Origin of the sequence: Pedobacter gandavensis (genome assembly GCF_014172405.1) — a bacterium.
Lineage (GTDB): Bacteria > Bacteroidota > Bacteroidia > Sphingobacteriales > Sphingobacteriaceae > Pedobacter > Pedobacter gandavensis.
Map to the genome: position 1 here is coordinate 1,209,000 of NZ_WNXC01000001.1, position 19,648 is coordinate 1,228,647.

14 protein-coding genes are annotated in these 19,648 nt (G+C 39.3%); 3 read left to right on the forward strand and 11 right to left on the reverse strand.

The window, feature by feature from the left end; all coding sequences use genetic code 11:
• The first annotated feature begins 3 nt into the window (after positions 1–3).
• Positions 4–1,398, forward strand: coding sequence for a TolC family protein (locus tag GM920_RS04820; RefSeq protein WP_182953949.1), 1,395 nt, complete (start codon positions 4–6; stop codon positions 1,396–1,398).
• A gap of 2 nt (positions 1,399–1,400) precedes the next feature.
• Here the strand turns inward: GM920_RS04820 and GM920_RS04825 are convergent, their stop codons facing one another.
• From GM920_RS04825 to chrA, 3 genes are all read right to left on the reverse strand, one after another.
• A complete protein-coding gene (locus tag GM920_RS04825; RefSeq protein WP_182953952.1) occupies positions 1,401–1,823 on the reverse strand; it encodes a DUF2141 domain-containing protein in 423 nt (140 codons plus the stop codon).
• A gap of 22 nt (positions 1,824–1,845) precedes the next feature.
• A complete protein-coding gene (locus tag GM920_RS04830; protein ID WP_202986035.1) occupies positions 1,846–2,874 on the reverse strand; it encodes an NAD-dependent epimerase/dehydratase family protein in 1,029 nt (342 codons plus the stop codon).
• A gap of 156 nt (positions 2,875–3,030) precedes the next feature.
• A complete protein-coding gene (chrA, locus tag GM920_RS04835) occupies positions 3,031–4,344 on the reverse strand; it encodes a chromate efflux transporter (RefSeq protein ID WP_182953953.1) in 1,314 nt (437 codons plus the stop codon).
• Positions 4,345–4,776: 432 nt separating this feature from the next.
• On the opposite strand from chrA, the gene GM920_RS04840 reads away from it, so the two are divergent.
• Positions 4,777–7,236 carry an outer membrane beta-barrel family protein gene (locus tag GM920_RS04840; protein WP_182953955.1) on the forward strand — a complete coding sequence of 820 codons (2,460 nt, stop codon included), beginning with the start codon at positions 4,777–4,779 and terminating at the stop codon, positions 7,234–7,236.
• A gap of 20 nt (positions 7,237–7,256) precedes the next feature.
• Here the strand turns inward: GM920_RS04840 and GM920_RS04845 are convergent, their stop codons facing one another.
• The 5 genes from GM920_RS04845 to GM920_RS04865 form a co-directional block, all read right to left on the reverse strand.
• The gene (locus GM920_RS04845; RefSeq protein ID WP_182953957.1) at positions 7,257–7,958 is read right to left on the reverse strand and encodes a peptidase associated/transthyretin-like domain-containing protein; all 702 of its coding nucleotides are present in this window, start codon (positions 7,956–7,958) and stop codon (positions 7,257–7,259) included.
• A 12-nt stretch (positions 7,959–7,970) separates the two neighbouring features.
• Positions 7,971–9,188 (reverse strand): erythromycin esterase family protein, encoded by a 1,218-nt coding sequence (locus GM920_RS04850; protein WP_182953958.1) that lies wholly within the window; start codon positions 9,186–9,188, stop codon positions 7,971–7,973.
• Between the two features lie 151 nt (positions 9,189–9,339).
• Positions 9,340–10,047, reverse strand: coding sequence for a DUF3823 domain-containing protein (locus GM920_RS04855; RefSeq protein WP_182953961.1), 708 nt, complete (start codon positions 10,045–10,047; stop codon positions 9,340–9,342).
• Between the two features lie 21 nt (positions 10,048–10,068).
• The gene (locus GM920_RS04860) at positions 10,069–11,838 is read right to left on the reverse strand and encodes a RagB/SusD family nutrient uptake outer membrane protein (RefSeq protein WP_182953964.1); all 1,770 of its coding nucleotides are present in this window, start codon (positions 11,836–11,838) and stop codon (positions 10,069–10,071) included.
• A gap of 10 nt (positions 11,839–11,848) precedes the next feature.
• Entirely contained in the window at positions 11,849–15,037 is a 3,189-nt protein-coding gene (locus GM920_RS04865) for a SusC/RagA family TonB-linked outer membrane protein (RefSeq protein WP_182953965.1), read from the reverse strand.
• Between the two features lie 372 nt (positions 15,038–15,409).
• Here GM920_RS04865 and GM920_RS04870 point away from each other — a divergent pair, with 372 nt between their 5' ends.
• Positions 15,410–15,730 carry a hypothetical protein gene (locus GM920_RS04870; RefSeq protein ID WP_182953966.1) on the forward strand — a complete coding sequence of 107 codons (321 nt, stop codon included), beginning with the start codon at positions 15,410–15,412 and terminating at the stop codon, positions 15,728–15,730.
• Between the two features lie 170 nt (positions 15,731–15,900).
• On the opposite strand, the gene GM920_RS04875 is transcribed toward GM920_RS04870, so the two are convergent.
• The 3 genes from GM920_RS04875 to GM920_RS04885 are packed head-to-tail and all read right to left on the reverse strand — an operon-like array spanning position 15,901 to position 19,483.
• Positions 15,901–16,338 carry a tail fiber domain-containing protein gene (locus tag GM920_RS04875; RefSeq protein WP_235964436.1) on the reverse strand — a complete coding sequence of 146 codons (438 nt, stop codon included), beginning with the start codon at positions 16,336–16,338 and terminating at the stop codon, positions 15,901–15,903.
• 31 nt (positions 16,339–16,369) lie between these two features.
• Positions 16,370–17,872, reverse strand: a complete 1,503-nt coding sequence (gene glpK / locus GM920_RS04880; RefSeq protein ID WP_182953968.1) for a glycerol kinase GlpK — start codon at positions 17,870–17,872, stop codon at positions 16,370–16,372.
• A gap of 48 nt (positions 17,873–17,920) precedes the next feature.
• The gene (locus GM920_RS04885; protein ID WP_182953970.1) at positions 17,921–19,483 is read right to left on the reverse strand and encodes a glycerol-3-phosphate dehydrogenase/oxidase; all 1,563 of its coding nucleotides are present in this window, start codon (positions 19,481–19,483) and stop codon (positions 17,921–17,923) included.
• Positions 19,484–19,648: the final 165 nt, after the last annotated feature.

The following is a 19,648-nucleotide window of genomic DNA, read 5'->3' on the forward strand; positions in this document are numbered from 1 at the left end:
GGCATGAAAATCAAACTATTTGTGTTGCTATTCCTCATCTTATGCCGTATCCCAGTAAATGCCCAACAGCATAAACCAGAAGTGCTGAGCTTTAACGAGTTTTTGGGTTATGTGAAAAAGTATCATCCGGCAGTGCGTCAGGCAGATTTAATGCTCAGTAAAGCGGAAACTTCCTTAATGATGGCTCGTGGTGGTTTTGACCCGAAACTGGAAGTAGATTTCAACAATAAACAATTTAAAGGAACAGATTATTACTCCTTATTTAACAGCAGTTTCAAGATACCAACCTGGTATGGCATAGAAGTTAAAGCAGGTTTTGACACCAATGAAGGGTATTATCTAAATCCACAAAACAAGACCCCGGACAATGGTTTGGCTTCCTTAGGGATTACTGTTCCTTTGGCACAAGGCTTACTCATCAATCAGCGTATGGCCGACTTACGCATTGCAAAGATCCAGTTAAACATGAGTAAATCCGAACGCCAATTGCAAGCAGTTAATGTCATTTATAGTGCCGCTACAGCCTATATTAACTGGAAAAGGGCTAATGATGAAGCTACACTTTACCAGGAATATCTTAGTTTCGCCGAAAAACGAGCAGCGGATATAAAAAAGTTAATCCAAGCCGGAGATAAGGCTGCTGTAGATAGTATTGAGGCAAGAATTGTCATTAAGAACAGGCAATTGAATTTGGCTGAAGCTCAACTGAAACTAACAAAATCTAAGCTTGAACTCTCCAATTACCTTTGGATTGAGAACATCCCGATGGAGCTGAGAGAAAGCATGATTCCTGAAGATGACCTGGAGAATTCGATTAAAATAGCGCTAAATTTTGAAGAGACAGGAGTTGATCAAATAAATTTAGACAGTCACCCGAAACTGTTGGCAATGCAGAATAAAATTGAAATACTGGGTATTGAACAAAAGTTAAAACGCAATATGTTATTACCGAAACTGGATGTAGGTTATCATTACTTATCTGATGCTTCCTACCTCAATGATTACCAGACCGGAAATTATAAGCTTGAACTAAAATTCAGCGTTCCGCTTTTCCTTAGAAAGGAAAGAGGAGCATTGAAATTAGCCAAATTGAAAATGACAGATCAGCAGCTTGACCTTAACTTGGAGCGTTTACAGTTGAAAAATAAAATTACTGCACAGCAAGCGGAGATCAAGTCTATTCAGCAACAAATTTTCATTACCGCTTCGCTAGTGAGCGATTATGAAAAGATGTTGCAATCTGAAGAAAGGTTATTTTTAATGGGGGAAAGCTCCGTGTTTTTGCTCAATTCCAGAGAAAACAGCTTGGTGAGCACGCAATTATCGAGAATTGCACTTCAAAACAGATTCCTAATTTCCAAGGTTGAACTGTTTAAAATAAGAGCAAATACGGAATGAGGTTAATAGTGCATTTTGATGATGATGCTGTTCCCCTGCTCCTGCCTAAACTTGGTGTCTTCAAATTTTGGTGCTGATAATTTAGGGACAAAGTTTCTAGAAAAAGCATAACCTTCTTTTGGGATACCAAGCATATTGGTATTACATTTTCCATCACTGTTTTCATCGTGGTAAAGTGCCACAGCATACTCCCCTTTTGGTAAGTCTTTGAATGTAAAAATCTCTGTTCCGGATTTCACCTCCCTGACCATCGATTTATATTCTTTCCCTTTTTTTATAAATGACGCTTCGCTATTGTATAAACTGACCTGAATTTTCCCTTTCAACTCATGAATATCAGTTACCGTCACTTTTAAAGGGCTATTCTGAGCATACCCAAATTGAAGCCCAAACAGCATTATTATTATTCCAAATATCTTTTTCATAATGTTTTATTTAACTAATAAACTACAGTTCATTAAAGAACCGGGAAGCCATTTTTTTATCCTTATGCAATAGCGCATTAAAAGGCTCTGATTTCCTCAACAGATGACTTTTAATAGTGCCCCTAAACACCGATGCCAAAGTTCTTTTTACCGGGGATACGGAATGGTGGAGCTTTTCAAAGTAGTCCTCTAGTGTATCTCTTCTGAAATGCAACAAGTCTTCCAATTCATCACCATCTGCATAATATCCGCAGTGAAAGTTCTTTTCCGCAAAGGCATGGGTTGGAAAATCCATTTTCCCTAAGCCGAAAGCTTTAAAGGATTGGGATAGAAATTCTTCATAGGTTGTCCGACAACTGGCACCACCTCCAAGGTTGTAGGTTTTACCGGTTAAAGAAGTTCGATGCGCTATGGCATTGACGAAGGCTCTGGCTGTATCCTCAGGGGTCAAAATTTCCATGGCAGTAGCCAAAGGCATGTGGAACATAATTCCAGAAGGTTTGTGGTTGCTTAAGCCCATAATTGCAGCCAAACGGAAAATACAAAAATCCAATCCGCTATTTCGGATCAGTTGTTCCGCCTCGATTTTGGTGACCGCGTAATGGTCTTCCAAACTTGGGGCTAAAACATCGGTACTGTTAATCCAAGGTGTATGCAGGCGATCCCCATACACTGAAATTGAGGAGCTATACATAAAGAATGCCTGTGGCGAATGCTTTTTTAAACCAAGAACCAAGTTCTCCGTTCCCTTCACATTTACTGCATAAGCCAGTTCCTGTTTCTCGTCTGCTAAAGGCGGTATAATTGCCGCTAAATGTATCACATCATCCTGTTCCTTACAAACCTTTGCCACCTCTTCTGGATTGGTCAGGTCTCCATAAACGACGTTCAACTGTTTCTCAAAGGGAGACAATAACTTGATGGCGTTTTTTGTCTTTTGATCGAAAGCAGTAATCTCAAATTGATCAGCTTGCAGAATCAACTGTTTTAATACTTCAAAACCGACCGTTCCCGATGCTCCTGTCAATAAAATTCTCTTTTTCACTCCCATATCTGCTAATTAATTTTGTAGACAAGAATTTATTTATTATTCCTGATCATTTATTAATAAGCATTTATTATTCCAAAAAAAATAACCGGGAGTTTCAACACCATGTTTAGACCCTAAAAATAAACACGCAACACACTCATAATCAATACAAATACCCTAAAACACCCGCCCATAATGCAACAAACCAAAGATTAAGCTGATCCCAATAATATATAGGACATTGACTCTAAATCTTTTCATGAACACCAAGGTGATCAGAATCCATATCAGTGCCGCAAAATCCAGGTTATGAAAGCCAATGCCACCTGGAAAGAGCACGTCTTTTCCCAGGAATAAAGTCAGGTTAAGAATAACCCCGACTACCGCAGCAGTCACAAAGCCCAAAACATTGGTAATTGCGGTATTTCCATGTGCTTTTTCAATAATTGGGCCCCCAACGAATATGAATAAAAATGAGGGCAAAAAAGTATAAAAACTAGTAAGGAGCAAGCCCAATACCCCCATTGGAATAGAGGCATCAAAGTGATTATAAGCCGCCATAAATCCCACAAAAGCAACCACAATAATTAGTGGACCTGGAGTCGTTTCTGCCAATGCAAAACCATCGATCATTTGCATTTTACTGAGCCAATTGAGTTTCGTAACCGTGAATTGCGCTACGTATGGCAATACCGTATAAGAGCCTCCAATGGTAAGGAAGGCTGTTTTAGAGAAAAAGAAAGTCAGTTCTCTCCAAAAGGAAAAATCATTACTAAAGTAATATAATGCAACAATTGGGATTAGCCAGAGCAGTACAAAAACAAAGATTTGTAATCCGAAACTTCTCCAGTTAGTTCCAGTTCCCGCAGCAACAGAATTTTTATTGAAATAATATTCTTTTTCGGAAACCGGCGTATGCTGCTTAACTTGCTTTTCCTGATGAATTAATGATGGCCACAGATAATTGAATATTATAGCCATTCCGATAGTGCCGAGAATGATAAATACCATCGAAATATTGAAAAAGAAAATGCAGGAAAAAGCAAGAAGTGCAAGAACCACATGATAAGGCGTATGGAGTGCTTTTTTACCAATTCCGAGCAATGCAACGATGATAATAGAGATTACAGCTGGCTTAAAGCCATTAAACATCGCAAACATCCAGGGTTGATTTCCGAAGTAAACGTAGCAGACACTCAATAGAAGTAGGATAAACATGGAGGGCAAAACGAAAAGTATCCCTGCGATTAAACCTCCCTTTTTTCCATGAAGTTGCCAGCCCATATATATGGCCAATTGTTGTGCTTCTGGTCCGGGCAATAGCATACAAAGATTTAAGGCATGAAAAAAGCGGCTACTGCTAATCCATTTTTTTTTATCTACGAGGTAATCGTGCATGATATTAATATGCCCAACGGTACCGCCGAAGCTAATCCATCCCAATTTAAACCAAAATCTTAATGCATCCTTGAATAAGGGTTTCTCTGTCATGTGTGTGTTTTTTGCTCATAGCGATGCCAGATCCCATGTTGGGATTCCTAACAATTGCCAACATTATGCAGGTTATGTACTTAAAACTTAGCCTCTGATTTCCGGAATTAGAGGTAGTTTTTAATTAATTATTTCTTGTTTCTGGCGTGAAATTAGGTAAAAACAACCGGCTAACAAAGGTATTCTTGAGCTATTTTCAGGACTGATTTAAGGGCCTTAAGCCACCTAGAGAGCTATTAAACACAGTTCCGCTACCGCCTATATGTCCTCAAGTAAAAAAGACGTTTAAGACGCGTAAAACACCGAAGCTTCAACCCGGAACCACACCATTTTTAGGTTAAAGGCTCAGTCTTGTTAAACTATGTTAAATTAAAAAATAAGATTATCCATCCTACTAATTTAGACGCAGTAAACCAGTCAAAACCGCTTCAGATGATCACGCTCCATAAACATTTATTCCTGTTTTCCTTCTTCTTACTTTCTTATATGGAAGTCCAAGCGCAAACTAAAACTCCGGTCTATCAGATCAAAGGAAAGGTATTGGATGAAAATCAAAAAGAGCTGATCTATGCGATAGTTAATTTATATCAATCAAAAGACAGTAGTCTGGTGACCGCAACATTAACAAATGAACAAGGCGAATTCAGCTTTTCAAAAGCATTGGGAGGCAATTATTTGATTGAGGTAGAATCCATGGGTTATCAAAAGAGATTCCATGGCCCTTTCCTGGTAGATGACAAACATCAAATGATCGCTATAGATAACATAGTGATGGAAGTCGCCTCAAAGCAATTGAATACGGTGAGTATTCTTGCTAAAAAACCCTTGATAGAAAGAAAAAACGGAAAAGTTATCCTGAACATTGCCAATAGCACCATTGCATCAGGTAATACCGCCATGGAGATTCTATCCAAGGCACCCGGTGTTACGGCCGACAATGAAGGTAATTTAAGTTTAAGGGGAAAAGCAGGTGTTAGCATCATGATAGATGGTAAACTGACCTATTTATCGACCGCTCAGCTCAGCAATTTACTTCGTGCTACTTCTGGAAATTCTATTCAAAATATTGAGATCATTTCTAATCCATCGGCCAAATATGATGCCGCAGGAACCGGGGGGATTATCAATATAAACCTCAAGAAAAACAGTAGTTATGGCACCAATGGAACGCTACAGATTGGCGGTGGCTATGGAAACTATTACAAATCGGATGTCGGCATTACCCTGAACCACAGTAGTAAAAAGGTAAACATTTTCGGAAATTACAATTATGCCAACAGTAAAGACTATGAAGACCTGTTTGTAAAAAGAAGCACGAAAGCTCAGGAAAAGCTCACTTATTTCGACCAGGAAGCTAAACAGACCTATTTTAAAAGAAATAATAACTACAAAGCGGGGCTCGATTACTATTTAAACGACCGTCAAATCATTGGGTTTATGGCCAGTGGTTATCTAAACAACACCAAATCAACCGATCAAATTCTAACCAAAATTGGGGAGCGATCAGGAGGCATTGACTCTATCGTTCATGGTGATAACAAGGGGAAAAGCAAATACCAAAATCAAAGCTACAATTTAAACTACAAAGCAGTTTTAGATACCTCCGGACAGGAATTCAATGCTGACCTTGACTATTCAAGAATTAGAAACGCGGAGCAAACAGTTTACCAAAGTCAGTTTGTAGACGCCAATGGTACAGCTTATAAAACGCCGTTGATTTTCCGAAATGCTACGCCTACAAAAATCAACATCCTTGCCGCAAAAATAGACTACTCCTACCCTTTTAACAATAAACTAAAGCTGGAAACCGGAATAAAAAGCAGTTATGTAAATACCGATAATGACTTCCAGTCTGCACTATTACAAGATAACAATTGGAGTAATGACCCCACAAAAAGCAACAGATTTACCTATAAAGAATACATCAATGCCGCCTACGCTGCGTTTCATAAAACATTTGAAGAAGGTACAACAATGCAAGTTGGGTTACGTACAGAACTCACACATTCTGAAGGTAATTCCATCACGCTACAAAACGTACTAAAACGCAATTATCTCGACTTCTTTCCTAACTTTTCCATCAGTCATAATCTATCAAAAGATCATGACCTTGGTTTTTCTTATAGCAGAAGAATTGAACGCCCAGGCTACCAGGCACTGAATCCTTTTATTTATTATGCGGATTTATACACCCTATCTCAAGGCAATCCTGCACTTAAACCGGAATATGCCAATTCATTTGAATTGACTTATGGCTATCAAAAGAAAACAAATTTCACACTGGCCTTTATAAAAACTAAAGATGTCATTGCAACCACCCTTTTGACCGACAGCATCAAGAAAACACTATTGTTATATGAGCAAAATCTGGCATCCAGAAGTACGATTAGCTTTAACGTCAACAGACCAATAGCAGTAACAGACTGGTGGAACAGCAACAACGACATTACGCTCTATTACAGCCAATTTTCTTCCCCGGAATTGATGGGTGCCCCTTTCAAAAATGGGAAAACAACTTTTATCCTGAATAGTACACAAACATTCCAGCTTCACAAAACCTGGAATGCAGAATTGGCCGCCAATTACACCTCAGAACAAGCTTACGGCACCTATGTGGCAAAACCAATCTACGGGATAGACCTTGGCATCAGTAAATCTTTTGCTGCTGAAAGGGCCAACCTTAAATTCGCCATCAATGATGTATTCAATACCAGAGAGATCAGGATTAAAAGTGCCATCCCTTTACAGGATTACCAACTTTCTCAAAAGCAGGAAAGCAGGATTTTCAGATTAACGTTTAGCTACAACTTTGGCAGCTCAGTGATTAAGCCTGCCAGAGCAAGATCCAACAGTTCAGAATTAGAACAAAACAGGGTGAAAACAGGCAATTAGCATTAAAAGAATTACAGGCACTACAATTTCAAGGAAGGTATCTTCTTTTTCTCTTCAGGGAGTTGTTTGAATTCTTTATAAGCATCCATGATGTACAACTTCAAACCAGCGTTATCTAAGCGTTCGAGTGCTTTAAAAGAAGGACGATACAACACCATAAAACCATCCAGCTCTGCACCTTCTAAAGGGCATAATGCCTGAACTGCAGCATTATTAAAACGTTGGTCCACTTTTCGTTCTAGTACTTCCACTTCCATTCTTCGTTTAAATTTCCGGCCAGATTTCCCTTTTTTACTGAAAAACCGGAATGGGCTAAAGGTTAGTGGACGGTTGACCTCAGCAGTAAAGGCCTTGGCTTCGCGAAAAGCATCCGCATATTGAACTCTGGGATCAAAAAGCTTTCCTTGAATTTTCACTGTACTTAAATCATATCGGTTGTGCTGAAGGTATCGTTTTACCGGTTTTAGGCTGATCAGTAATAGCGTATCGGGCTTATAACCCGGCTGAAAAAAAACGAGGAGATGATTTATTTCCGCTGCGATCTTAAATTCTCCCCTTTTGTTGGTTACCGTTTTTTGATGGTTGTTGAGATTGAAAACCTCTACATATTCCTGCGGCTCACGGCTCTCCCAGTCTGCCACAGTTCCTTTAACCTCCTGTGCATACAAAGCGGCATTAAACAAAAGATTAGCCATTAAAAAGCAGCTGAGATAACGTAGCATGGTTATATTTTTTTAATTATACTGACTGCTTGCTTTGTCAAAAAACACAATCAAGTCGAAATTTTTAGCGATAGACAATTTTTTATTGACTGGACTACTCCATGACCCTATCATTCTCATTTCACGTGGCTGAGTTAAGAACACTTTTAAAATGGGGTCTTTCAGTGCGACACTTACCTCCATAATGAAATTCCTGAACTTGCCCTGTTTAAAATAGTATTCGTATCCTTTATTGCTTTCAACCTCTGGAAAGTGATAAGCCTGGAACCCTAACATCGGTTTATTTTTAGCAACAAAAACATTTACATAAGCTTTTCCCTGATTGAAGTCTGTGCCAATTGCAAAATACTTCGAACCGTATTGTTTGTCGAGGTAAGTACCCAATGTAGGAAGGCCATACAATTCATCCTTTGCAATATGTCCATTATGAGCCCACAAAATTAACTGCTGATTTTTTGCTTGCGCTTTCAGCCAAATTGCATTTGTAGCCATGATCTGATCTCTGAAACCAATTTTCGTTTCATAATAGCCATTGATCAATTGTTGAAATAAGGAAAGATAAATCTTATTCGATGCTGCTCCATCCATCTTTTCCAGGTTACTCAAAGTAACTTTCATTGCTTTGACATCTTCTTTTTCGATCTTTTGATAGGCCGTACCTTTAATTCTTTCCAGTAACACCTGATCTGCGGTTGATATATCAGGATACACGTCGAGAATCTTAGTAATGATGTTGGAGAAATTCCTTACTTCCAAGCCATAAACATGAACTTTACCGGCATCAGATTGTTCATGATTATATTTTCTTAACCATGCTAACATAGGGCGGTTCGTTCCGATTAAAGGAGTACCCGCTAGAAAAACTAAACTATCCGTCTTTCCATTGATATAATCGTCAATGTTTTCCATCGAGATATAATCGCTTTCAAAAGCAATCGCTTTATAACCCATATGGGTTACTAAAAACCGAACTAAACGATCTTTATGCTTGAAGACCTCTGCAGTTCCATGAGTAACCTCCCCAAGGGAAATTATTTCTTTACCACTTAAGGAAGCTTTAAGAAAATCCAGATCGTTAAAATTACTGTCTGCATTTAGCGATTCAATCGGCCTGATTACCTTGTTTAAGCTGTTGACAATTGCTGTACTATTCTGTTGCGAAAAGACTTCGACAGGCATCCATATTGCAAAAACACCAATAAGGAATCGATTGATTATAAATGACTTCATGAGACAGTTAATGTTTTATTTAAAGTTATTATTCATTCTCATGAACGAAGTAATTTTAACTTAATTTAACACAAGCTATATTGAAAACAGATCAACAAAAAACCCAGCTTAAAGCTGGGTTTTCAATTAAAAAGATCAGGTATATAATCTACTATGGATTTGTGCTGATTTGCAGCATACTCGCATAGTTGTAAAAATTACCATTATTGATGGTACGTGCAGCTCCCCTTACATAATACGAAGTTCCCGGCTTTAAATTTGCCAAGGTAAACTCGTAGGTTTTAGCTTCTACCACGGCATCTGCAATGGCTTCCGTATTCTCTAAAACACGACCATTACTTGTACCATTCACGTTATAATAATTGTTAATATCTACACCAGTTGTAGTCCCGGCAACCACCGCAACTCTGGCTATTTTTTGCGTATTATTCGGCGTACGGTTTGCTTTCACCCTTACCGTAATAGAGGTTGATGTTTTTGAAACCAGTTCGCAAGTCACTTCCATATATGGTGTAACTTTAAGATCCGCCTGAACATTTCCTTTAATATTTAAATTAAGGGTGTCTTTATAAAAGAATGGCCCTTCTGCCACCACCTTATAATTCCCACTAAAAATGAATGTATTCGCATAACTGCCATCCGCTTTAATCGCAGAATTGATGGGTTCAGGATTTCTAAAGTCTGTTTGAAACAAACGAATTTTCGCACCATTTAAAGTTTGTTGTGGTACATTTTTCCCGGTTAAAGCATCTACAATATTTCCGGAAATTCCGGCATCTGGTGCTTCATAATTGTCTTTCTTACAGGCGCCACAAAAGAGTGTAGCTGCTAAAGAAAGGTATATAAATTGTTTTCTCATTGGTTTTTCTTTAATACGCGATTAATACAAAGGATTTTGAACATAAACAGGGGTTCCTTGTGGTACAGGCTCATAATATAGTTTCTCTGGAAAAGTTCTTGAATTCTTAGGCGCAATTGCTTTTTCAAAAGTATATTTCATGGTTTTAGGATCTCCGTTTGCCTCCCACATGATCCATGGGTATAAAGCATGAAACTGCGTATTGTTCAATACGCTGGTTGCAGTTCTCCACCTGCGCAAATCCCAAACACGATGATTTTCAAAAGCAAGTTCTACTTTTCTCTCATGTCGGATTTTCTCCAGACTTACTACCCCAACCGTGGCAATTCCAGCTCTTTCTCTGATCTGATTTAAGGCAGTTAATGCTTCTCCATCTTTTCCTAATTCAAAAGCTGCTTCCGCATAGTTTAGTAAAACTTCCCCAAATCTAAATACCATCCATGGGGTTGTAGAACGATCACTAGGCACCCTATTTACAGGATCCATAAACTTCTTAATGTAAAAACCCGTTTTAGTAGGGTCATTTGTGGTTAGTGGCCCATCTTTACCCACCTTTTTAAATTCAGACTTTGCCTCTGGGTAGCCATCACTCAAAACTTCCGAAGTATATTTAACACCCTGATCAATTACACCGCGACGAATCTCTACAACTCCCCCTTGCCAGTCATCAAATGGCGTAAGTATGGTAGCAAACATCCGAGGATCTTTACCTAGGAATAAATCGGTTGGCTTATTGTAAACAATCGGATTTCCTGCTCCGTCTAATACTCTCAAAGTACCTGGAGTACCATCTGTATATTCAAACTCTTCCACCATTTCCAGGGTTGGGTTTGTGGCATTTCCATAATCTACTCTGAAACTTTGGGGCGCATTGTAGAAATCAAAACTGTGGGCTTTATCTGGTGATTGATAAGCTTTGGTAAAGATTGCTTCTGTTGCCGGTGCATTTAAGAATAACTTTTGAAAGTTCGTCGCTTTATCGGCATCTCCTTTATAAAGCGAATACTTACCAGACTCCATAATCAGTTGAGCGGCATCCATTGCTTTTTGCCAATAGGCATTTGCAAGATTCGCAGGAATCCCTACCAGCCCATTAATTTGTACTGTTGCATATTTCGCGCTTGAAGCTGCATAAAGCATCGCTCTTGACTTTAATGCCAATGCCGCAAATTTGTTTACACGGTAAGTATTTGGTCCGGTGTTTGTTTCTGGCAGATCCACAATTGCTTCATCCAGTTCTTTAGCGATAAAGTCGTAGATTTCCTGTTCTTTTGAACGTTGAACTTTTAGGAGCTCAATATCATCACCAGGCGCAAACTGCTGTGCAACCGTCACCAATGGTACTCCTCCGTAACGTTTCACTAAGGAAAAGTAATGGAATGCACGGATAAATTTACCTTCTGCGATAAAGCGTTTTTTCTGATCCTCGGTTACCAATGCTGATGGCATCTTTCCTATAAAATCATTCACACGGCGGATGATCTTATAGTCCCAGCCACCATACCAATTACCAACCACTGGATTATTGATATCACCCCATGGATAAGATCTAACTGCCTCGTCTGTAGTGGTTGAAGCATATCCTGCCTCATTGTTCACGGTAGAATTTAGGTCTTCCGTCTGCATATCATTGTAGAGGGTAACGGTGAGTGCTTCAATTCCACTAACACTTCCATAAGCATCCAGTTCTGAAACCAGATCCTTAGGTTGTCTGCTTAAAAAATCCTTCTTACAGGATACTGTTCCTGTTACCATTACTGAAAACAGGCCATAATATATTATCTTTTTCATTATTCTTCAATTAAAGGCCAATATTCACGCCTAATGTCCACACTTTTTGTTGAGGGTAATAAGTTCCGCGTCCGGTTGGCGCTTCTGGATCTATGTACTTAATCTTATCCGCAGTAAATATGTTTTGTCCGGATATATAAATTCTGGCTCTGCGAATTCCAATTCTTTCAATGAGTTCCTTGTCAAAGGTATAGCCCAAATCAAAATTCTTCAACCTGATATAAGTGGCATCTTTAAGCCAGAAAGTAGATGTTTTTTGATTGTTTGTACTTCCTGAAATGATGGTAGAAGGATATTTTCCTGGAATCCATGCACTATTAGGATCGTAAATATCAGCCCGGTGCCAGCGATCTTGGAACATTGCGTAAGTATTCGCATTATTAAACATTGGATTTTGTAATTCCCCATCGAAATAGGCATTAAAATTAGTGGCCCCCTGGAATAAAACTGAGAAATCAAAGTTCTTATAGGCTACACTGATATCCATACCATAGAAAATTTCAGGTGTAGTTCCTCGCCCAATAATGGTAATGTCGGAATCATCAATTACACCATCTCCATTCACATCCTTGTAACGAATATCTCCTGGCAACAGGGTTTGATTTCCTTTATCGTCTTGTACTGGGGCATTGTTAATTTCTTCCTGAGATTGGAATTGACCACTCGCTACATATCCGCGGTAAAGATTGTTCCAGCGATCGGTACCATTGCTTTTCCAGTTCTGCAAAGCGTTTGTGGAAGCTCCTCTTTCCAGGTATCCATTTTTTGTACGTGTAAATGATACATTTGGTGAGACCTTATATTGCCAATCGCCAATCGTTTTTTTATGGGAGATCATCATTTCAAAACCACGGGTATTGTCTCCGTTTAGGTTCTCCTGGGGCAAAGTAGCACCAAAGGTATTTGGCAAGCTTGAAGTACGTAGCGCTAGTAACCCAGTTCTTTTACGATAAAATACATCCACCTCTGCGCTCAACAAGCCTTTCCATAAGGAAATATCCAAACCCAAGTTCATGGTGGTAGAATTAAACCAGGTTAACAATGGATTTGCCAAGCCCTTATCCGATAATCCTGGAATCAGGTCAGTACCAAAAAGGTATTTTCCATTAGGATAATTAAATCCGGTCAGGTACTGGAACGGATTGATGTAATTCGCAACGGAACTATCATCGCCACCATCATCTCCTACTTTACCCCATGAGGCACGGATCTTCAGGTTATCAATCGCTTTAAACTGTTTCATGAACGGCTCTTCACTGATTCTCCATCCTGCAGAAACATTAGGGAAGAAACCATAACGTTGATCTGGTGCAAATTTATAGGTACCATCATATCTAAAACCGAACTCCATTAAGTATTTACCGGCAAAGTCGTAATTCACTTTACCCACATATCCTATTCTGGCGATTTGAGCAGAAGAGCCTCCATTGTTTTGATTTTTCGATACTCCGGCAAATAGCTCATCAATATTATCCAGCAAGAATTCACGGGAAGCATTGAAATTTGACAAAATATTCTCCTGACTTTCAAAAAGCGCTAACGCAGAAAGGTTATGCTTAGTTCCAATTGTTTTCTTATAATTCAATGAAAACTGAAACACCTGCTTATCATCCTGAGCGGTTGACTGGTAAAGATTATTTGGATCGTTACCTACGTAAGCCACATTGTATTTATCAGTAGCCTCATCGTACTTGTAAAGGTTATATTTTTTGGTGTAGTTTTTAACATCGCGGTCTTGATTCTGATAAGAAAACAATCCTTTCGCGCTTAAACCTTGAATAAAAGGAATATCATACATTAAGGATAAAATCCCTGAAAACACCTTCTTTTTGTCGGAAGCGTAACCGGAATTGTCTTTATCCATCAGGAACACCGAGTTTTGGTGTGCATTGTTAGGTGGTGCAAAATAGTCTTTGTTGTTATTCGCGTAGATTGGGAAAGTTGGGAATGCTCTTTGAATCCCCCCAATTAAAAATCCTGCACCTACTCCCGGATAAGAACGATCTTCTAAACGACCACCAAGGTTAAGTTCAGCAGTCAGGTTTTTTCCGATTTTCGCATTGATGTTACTACGGAAATTGTAGCGTTTATAGTTGGTATCTTCACTTCTCCAGATCCCGCCCTGGTTTAAATAACCGATGTTAAAAAAGTACTTCACCTCTTCTGTTCCACCATCTACGTTTACGTTATGGTACGATTGCGGTGAGTTTTTACGTACAGTTGCTCCAAACCAATCCGTACTTGGTAAAGTGCCATTTTTATACTGCTCTACTGTTTCCTTAGAAAAAGGCAATGAAAGTGCAGTATTTGGGTTGTTGTTTTTAATCCAGGTGTTGACTGCCGCTTCATTAGACAACTCCGAAAACAAAGCTGCATTGGCTAGTTCCGGGTAAGTAGCAATACGCTGAATTCCTTGGTAAGTGCTGTAGTTGATGTTCGTTTTCCCAGGTGTACCTTTTTTGGTGGTCACCAGGACTACTCCATTTGCGGCACGTACTCCATAAACCGCTGCAGAAGCATCCTTCAGGATGGTAAAGCTTTCAATCTCATTTGGATCCAGTTGTGAAAAGTCTGAAGGTACACCATCCACAATGACAAGGGCATTTCCTAATCCTCTAATGTCGATAGAGCTACCATCATAACCTGGTTCTCCACTTCGCTGTGTGGCTCTAAGACCTGGTAAACGGCCTACAAGTGCGTTACTGATGTTCGCCACGGGCGATTTCACCAGTTCTTTACCTTTAATTGTGGCTACAGATCCGGTAACGGATACCTTTTTCTGGGTGCCATACCCCACTACAACGACTTCGCCAAGCTCGTTGTTTTCTTCGGCTAAAGTCACGTTAATTGTAGTTTTCTCTCCAACTGGGACTTCTTTAGTCGCATATCCTACCATTTTAAAGACAAGAATATCGCCTGGAGCAGTGTTTAGTTTGAATGCTCCATTGCCATCGGTACTGGTTCCATTACCGGGTTTGCTTTTTACGGATACTGAAACACCAGGTAAAGGCTGTCCATTGGCATCTTTCACAATACCTTGTACCGCTGCAAAATTAAGGTAGACTTTTTTTTGAGGTCCCTTTAAGAGGGAAAAACCGGGTGGTTTACTGAGGTATAAATCAGCATGTGCCTGCTGATTTAACAATTGCATTGCAATCAGCAATGCCGCACCCTTTAGAATGGGTAATTTTCTGTTCATAGAAATTTGGTTAGGTTAGGTTCTTTATCGGTTTAGCGCTGAGAATCTCCGCGTCAACACCAAAAGCAAGGTATACGTATTTCCGGTTGATTGAAATAATTTGAAAGCACAACCGTTTGCGCTAAAACGATAAAAAGCACATAAACCACTTGACAATTTGCCCATAACTAGAATAAAAATCACCAAAAATAACTACGAAAAAAACAATTAATTGTAAGTTTTACCCTTATTTGTTTTGGAAATATATATTCGTTTAAAAATAGACAACGCAAACGTTTGATATTGACAATTAGTAAAAGAATTAGATAAAAACATCAGAGAGCTCAAAGGAATTATATTATATTCCACAAAACTGGTATATTCGTGGCAATTATGGGTTACGCAAAAGAAAGAGGAAAGCTGGAGAAGCTATCAGGAAAAATTAATGGTCTGGATGTTTATAATGAGAAAAACTTCGCTATTCTCGTTGACGGCCATGAGAAATACTCACATACAATCAGAATTCTAAAAAACAAAGAACCTGAATTGTTTATGGATTTATATACTAATGAACTTCAGGAATTAAAAGGCGTTAGAAACGCTGTGAAAGAAAGTGAAACAGATGAAGCGCGTCAGGCAAACTTCATTCAATATAAAGATACGATTGTACGTGTGATGGATAAAACCATTGAAGTTACAAAACAAACCAATTAATCGGTTTTAAAGGATTAGACAAGCCTCAGAGAAATCTGGGGCTTGTTTGTTTAATCATATTTCAGGGCAGAAAATCATGCTCTTGGAGAGCCATTTTTCTACTGGAGGGCGTTTTAAACAAAAAAGACCATCTGGAAGACGGTCTTTTTGTTTAAAACGTTAAAAACGCACTATTTAGATTTTTCTTTCAAAAGATCAAGTTCTTTCTTTAAAAGATCAATCTGTGCTTGCTGTTCTTTGATGGCAGCAACCAATACCGGAATCAGACTTTCCGTCTGCACTTCAGTGTATTTTACTACTTTAGAATTGTTTTTTCCAGCATTATATTGCTTAGATACTTCAGCTACCATTTCTGGAAATTCAGGGAGCACATTGCTCACCAAAAAACCATATTGGGCTCCTGTTGGAAGCTCCAGGTAATTGAATTTCTTAGTATCATACTGAAAGGTAACCGGCTCTAAGTTCTTCAATTGTTGTGTAGAATTAGCGATCTTATCGACATTCACTTTCAGTTCTTTTTCATTAATTTTCTGTGCGCTCACAGTCATTGTACAAGCTGCAAAAGCAAGTCCTAATGCCCCTGTTTTCATTAACATTTGATGTTTCATGATTTTAAATTTTGGTAAATAATTCACCTTTTTATTCTTCAGACCAATTTCTCGATCTTTCTACTGCTTTTTTCCAGTAGTGAAGGTAATTTTTAGCCTGATCTTTTTCCATTGACGGCTCAAATTTCTTTTCTATGTTCCATTGTTTCTTAATCTCTTCCACGCTATCCCAGTAACCAACTGCAAGACCTGCCAGGTAAGCTGCACCAAGCGCTGTAGTTTCCAAAATTTTAGGTCTCACTACATCGCTACCAAAAATATCTGCCTGAAACTGCATTAGTGCATTATTTTCTACCGCTCCTCCATCTACTCTTAATTCCGTAGAGGTTTTTCCGGAATCGGATTCCATACTTTTCAAAAGATCGTTTACCTGGAAAGCGATCCCCTCCAATGCTGCACGGGTAATGTGTGCAGAGGTTGTTCCCCTGGTGATACCAAATATTGCTCCCCGAGCATATTGATCCCAATAAGGGGCACCTAAACCGGTAAGTGCGGGTACAAAATACACACCACCATTATCTTCTACAGAAGCCGATAAGCTCTCACTTTCTGCGGAGGTTTTAATGATTCCAAGACCATCACGCAACCATTGAATTGCTGCACCACCTACAAAAACACTACCTTCTAAAGCATAGGTAACTTTATCATTGATTTTCCAGGCCACTGTCGTGAGCAAATTGTTTTTTGAAAACACGGGTTTATTACCTGTATTCATCAGCATAAAACAACCAGTACCGTAGGTGTTTTTAGTCATACCCTCGTCTACACACATCTGGCCAAAAAGTGCGGCCTGCTGATCTCCTGCAATCCCTGCGATGGGAATTTTAGAAGCGAAAAGTGTCGTTACTGTATTTCCGTAGACCTCAGAACTCTGTCTAACTTCAGGCAGCATACTTTCAGGAATGGTCAACAGTTCTAATAATTCTTTATCCCACTCCATGGTATTGATGTTGAACATCAAAGTTCTGCTGGCATTGGAAACGTCGGTAATGTGCATGGCACCACGCGTAAATTTCCAGACCAACCAACTGTCTACCGTACCAAAACACAATTCTCCGCGTTCTGCTCTTTCTCTAGCACCTTTCACATTGTCAAGAATCCATTTCACCTTTGTTCCAGAGAAATAAGCATCAATGACAAGACCTGTTTTTTCTTTTATCTTGTCTTTCCAGCCTTGTTCTTTCAGTTCATCACAATATTTTGAGGTTCGTCTATCTTGCCAAACGATGGCGTGATAAACTGGAATACCGGTTTCTCTATCCCATACAATCGTAGTTTCCCTTTGGTTGGTGATTCCAATTGCAGCGATGTTCAACCCGTTTAAATCAGATTTAGCAATTACTTCTGCCGCAACAGAAGACTGCGAATACCAGATTTCATTTGCATCATGTTCTACCCAACCTGGTTGCGGAAAGAATTGTTCAAATGGTTTCTGCGCTACGGCAACGATCTCCCCATCATGGTTAAAGATAATGGCACGAGAACTGGTTGTTCCCTGATCGAGGGCTAGAATGAATTTTTGGTCTGGCTCCATTGTATTTGATTGATTAGAATTAACATTTTTTTTATTTGTGGCAGCAATTTAAAATATGGTATAGGTTTTAGCAAGGGTTTTGAAATCTTCAATTTCTTTTTCCACCCAAGCCTGATCGCGTTTCAGCTCTTCTGCAATAATTCTCGCTACTTCTGGCGCAGCTTCAATTGCCGCTTTCACATCCAGGAATAGCAACCTGAAACGTCGTCCCACTACATCTTCTACCCTACGGGCATATTCATTTCTAACTGCCCATACCACCATTGCTTTGGTATATGGATAAGCTGGAACCAACCTTTCCTGAAGCGAAGGGTTTTCCTTAATCAGATTTTGAATACCTTGAAGATCTGTTCCATAGAAATGAAGTGGATCTGATTGATCAGGTGTGGCCACATAGCCATGAATGTGCAGTTGCTCGGTTTTACATGGTTTTGCCGGTAGATATCCTTTTTCAATGGCTTTATCTACAGTATCCTGTGCCATCCTTCTAAAAGTTGTCCATTTACCACCCGTAATCGTGATCATTGCTGAATCTGAAACGATGATCTTATGACTTCTAGAAATCTCCTTGGTTTTGGAACCTTCCTGTTTCGGGGCCGCCAATGGGCGTAAGCCTGCGAAAACAGCCAATACATCTGCTCTTGTTGGTTTCTTTCTAAAATACTTCGCTGCTGTGGAAAGGATAAATTCGATTTCCTGATCTAATGCCTGAGGCTCTAGTTCCGGATGATCTCTTAAGGTATCGGTTGTTCCTACAATCAGTTTATCATGCCATGGCACAGCAAATAACACCCTGCCATCGTCTGTTTCAGGAATCATCAAGGCATTATCCCCTTCCATAAAAGAACGATCCAGCGTAATGTGTACTCCCTGACTTGGGCGTACCATATGTGGTGCTTCCGGCTGATCCATTTGCAAGATATTATCTACATATACACCGGTTGCATTAATCACTACCTTAGCAAATACATCATAAACCTGTCCGGTTTCTATATCTTTCACTTTGACACCGTTTACTTTCTTATTACTATCTTTCAGTAAACCTTCAACTTTCATGTAGTTTAGCACAGTAGCACCGTTTTCAATAGCGGTCTGGGCGATATTTAAGGCCAGCCTGGTATCATCAAACTGCCCATCATGGTAAACTACCCCGCCTTTCAATCCTTCTCTTTTAATAGAAGGCAATGCAGCGATTGTCTTTTCTTTATTGATATACTTTGAAGCACCAAGGCTTAATTTACCCGCTAAAAGATCATAGAATTTCAATCCTATGGTATATTTCACATTGTCAAACCAAGAATAGTTTGGAATCACAAATGTCTCATTTTTTGTCAGATGAGGCGCATTTTTCAGCAAAAGCCCTCTTTCATGACAAGCTTCACGCACCAGGCCGAGATCGCCTTGTGCCATATAGCGAACACCGCCATGCACTAACTTGGTTGCCTTACTGGAAGTTCCTTTGGCAAAATCTGCCTGTTCCACTAATAAGGTTTTATAACCACGTGTAGCTGCGTCCATTGCAATCCCCAAACCTGTAGCTCCCCCGCCAATGATGACTACGTCCCATTTTTCTCCGGTTGCTAAATTTTGTATCAATTTAAGTCTGTCCATAGTAGAAGCTTTTAACAAAATGAAACTTTCAATTAGTTTCGTTTTCTTTCACAAATTTGTCTTTTTATCGTTTAAATTCCAAATTATTATCTCGTTTTTTTCGGGCAAGAATTGTTTAATTACATAGAATTGAACAAAATGCATAAAAAATTACCTGAGCTTTAC

What these genes read in the sequence shown, in the direction of transcription:
- GM920_RS04820 (WP_182953949.1), top strand. Translation starts at nt 4, where the DNA reads ATGAAAATCAAACTATTTGTGTTGCTATTCCTCATCTTATGCCGTATC.
- GM920_RS04825 (WP_182953952.1), bottom strand. Translation starts at nt 1,823, where the DNA reads ATGAAAAAGATATTTGGAATAATAATAATGCTGTTTGGGCTTCAATTT.
- GM920_RS04830 (WP_202986035.1), bottom strand. Translation starts at nt 2,874, where the DNA reads ATGGGAGTGAAAAAGAGAATTTTATTGACAGGAGCATCGGGAACGGTC.
- chrA (WP_182953953.1), bottom strand. Translation starts at nt 4,344, where the DNA reads ATGACAGAGAAACCCTTATTCAAGGATGCATTAAGATTTTGGTTTAAA.
- GM920_RS04840 (WP_182953955.1), top strand. Translation starts at nt 4,777, where the DNA reads ATGATCACGCTCCATAAACATTTATTCCTGTTTTCCTTCTTCTTACTT.
- GM920_RS04845 (WP_182953957.1), bottom strand. Translation starts at nt 7,958, where the DNA reads ATGCTACGTTATCTCAGCTGCTTTTTAATGGCTAATCTTTTGTTTAAT.
- GM920_RS04850 (WP_182953958.1), bottom strand. Translation starts at nt 9,188, where the DNA reads ATGAAGTCATTTATAATCAATCGATTCCTTATTGGTGTTTTTGCAATA.
- GM920_RS04855 (WP_182953961.1), bottom strand. Translation starts at nt 10,047, where the DNA reads ATGAGAAAACAATTTATATACCTTTCTTTAGCAGCTACACTCTTTTGT.
- GM920_RS04860 (WP_182953964.1), bottom strand. Translation starts at nt 11,838, where the DNA reads ATGAAAAAGATAATATATTATGGCCTGTTTTCAGTAATGGTAACAGGA.
- GM920_RS04865 (WP_182953965.1), bottom strand. Translation starts at nt 15,037, where the DNA reads ATGAACAGAAAATTACCCATTCTAAAGGGTGCGGCATTGCTGATTGCA.
- GM920_RS04870 (WP_182953966.1), top strand. Translation starts at nt 15,410, where the DNA reads ATGGGTTACGCAAAAGAAAGAGGAAAGCTGGAGAAGCTATCAGGAAAA.
- GM920_RS04875 (WP_235964436.1), bottom strand. Translation starts at nt 16,338, where the DNA reads ATGAAACATCAAATGTTAATGAAAACAGGGGCATTAGGACTTGCTTTT.
- glpK (WP_182953968.1), bottom strand. Translation starts at nt 17,872, where the DNA reads ATGGAGCCAGACCAAAAATTCATTCTAGCCCTCGATCAGGGAACAACC.
- GM920_RS04885 (WP_182953970.1), bottom strand. Translation starts at nt 19,483, where the DNA reads ATGGACAGACTTAAATTGATACAAAATTTAGCAACCGGAGAAAAATGG.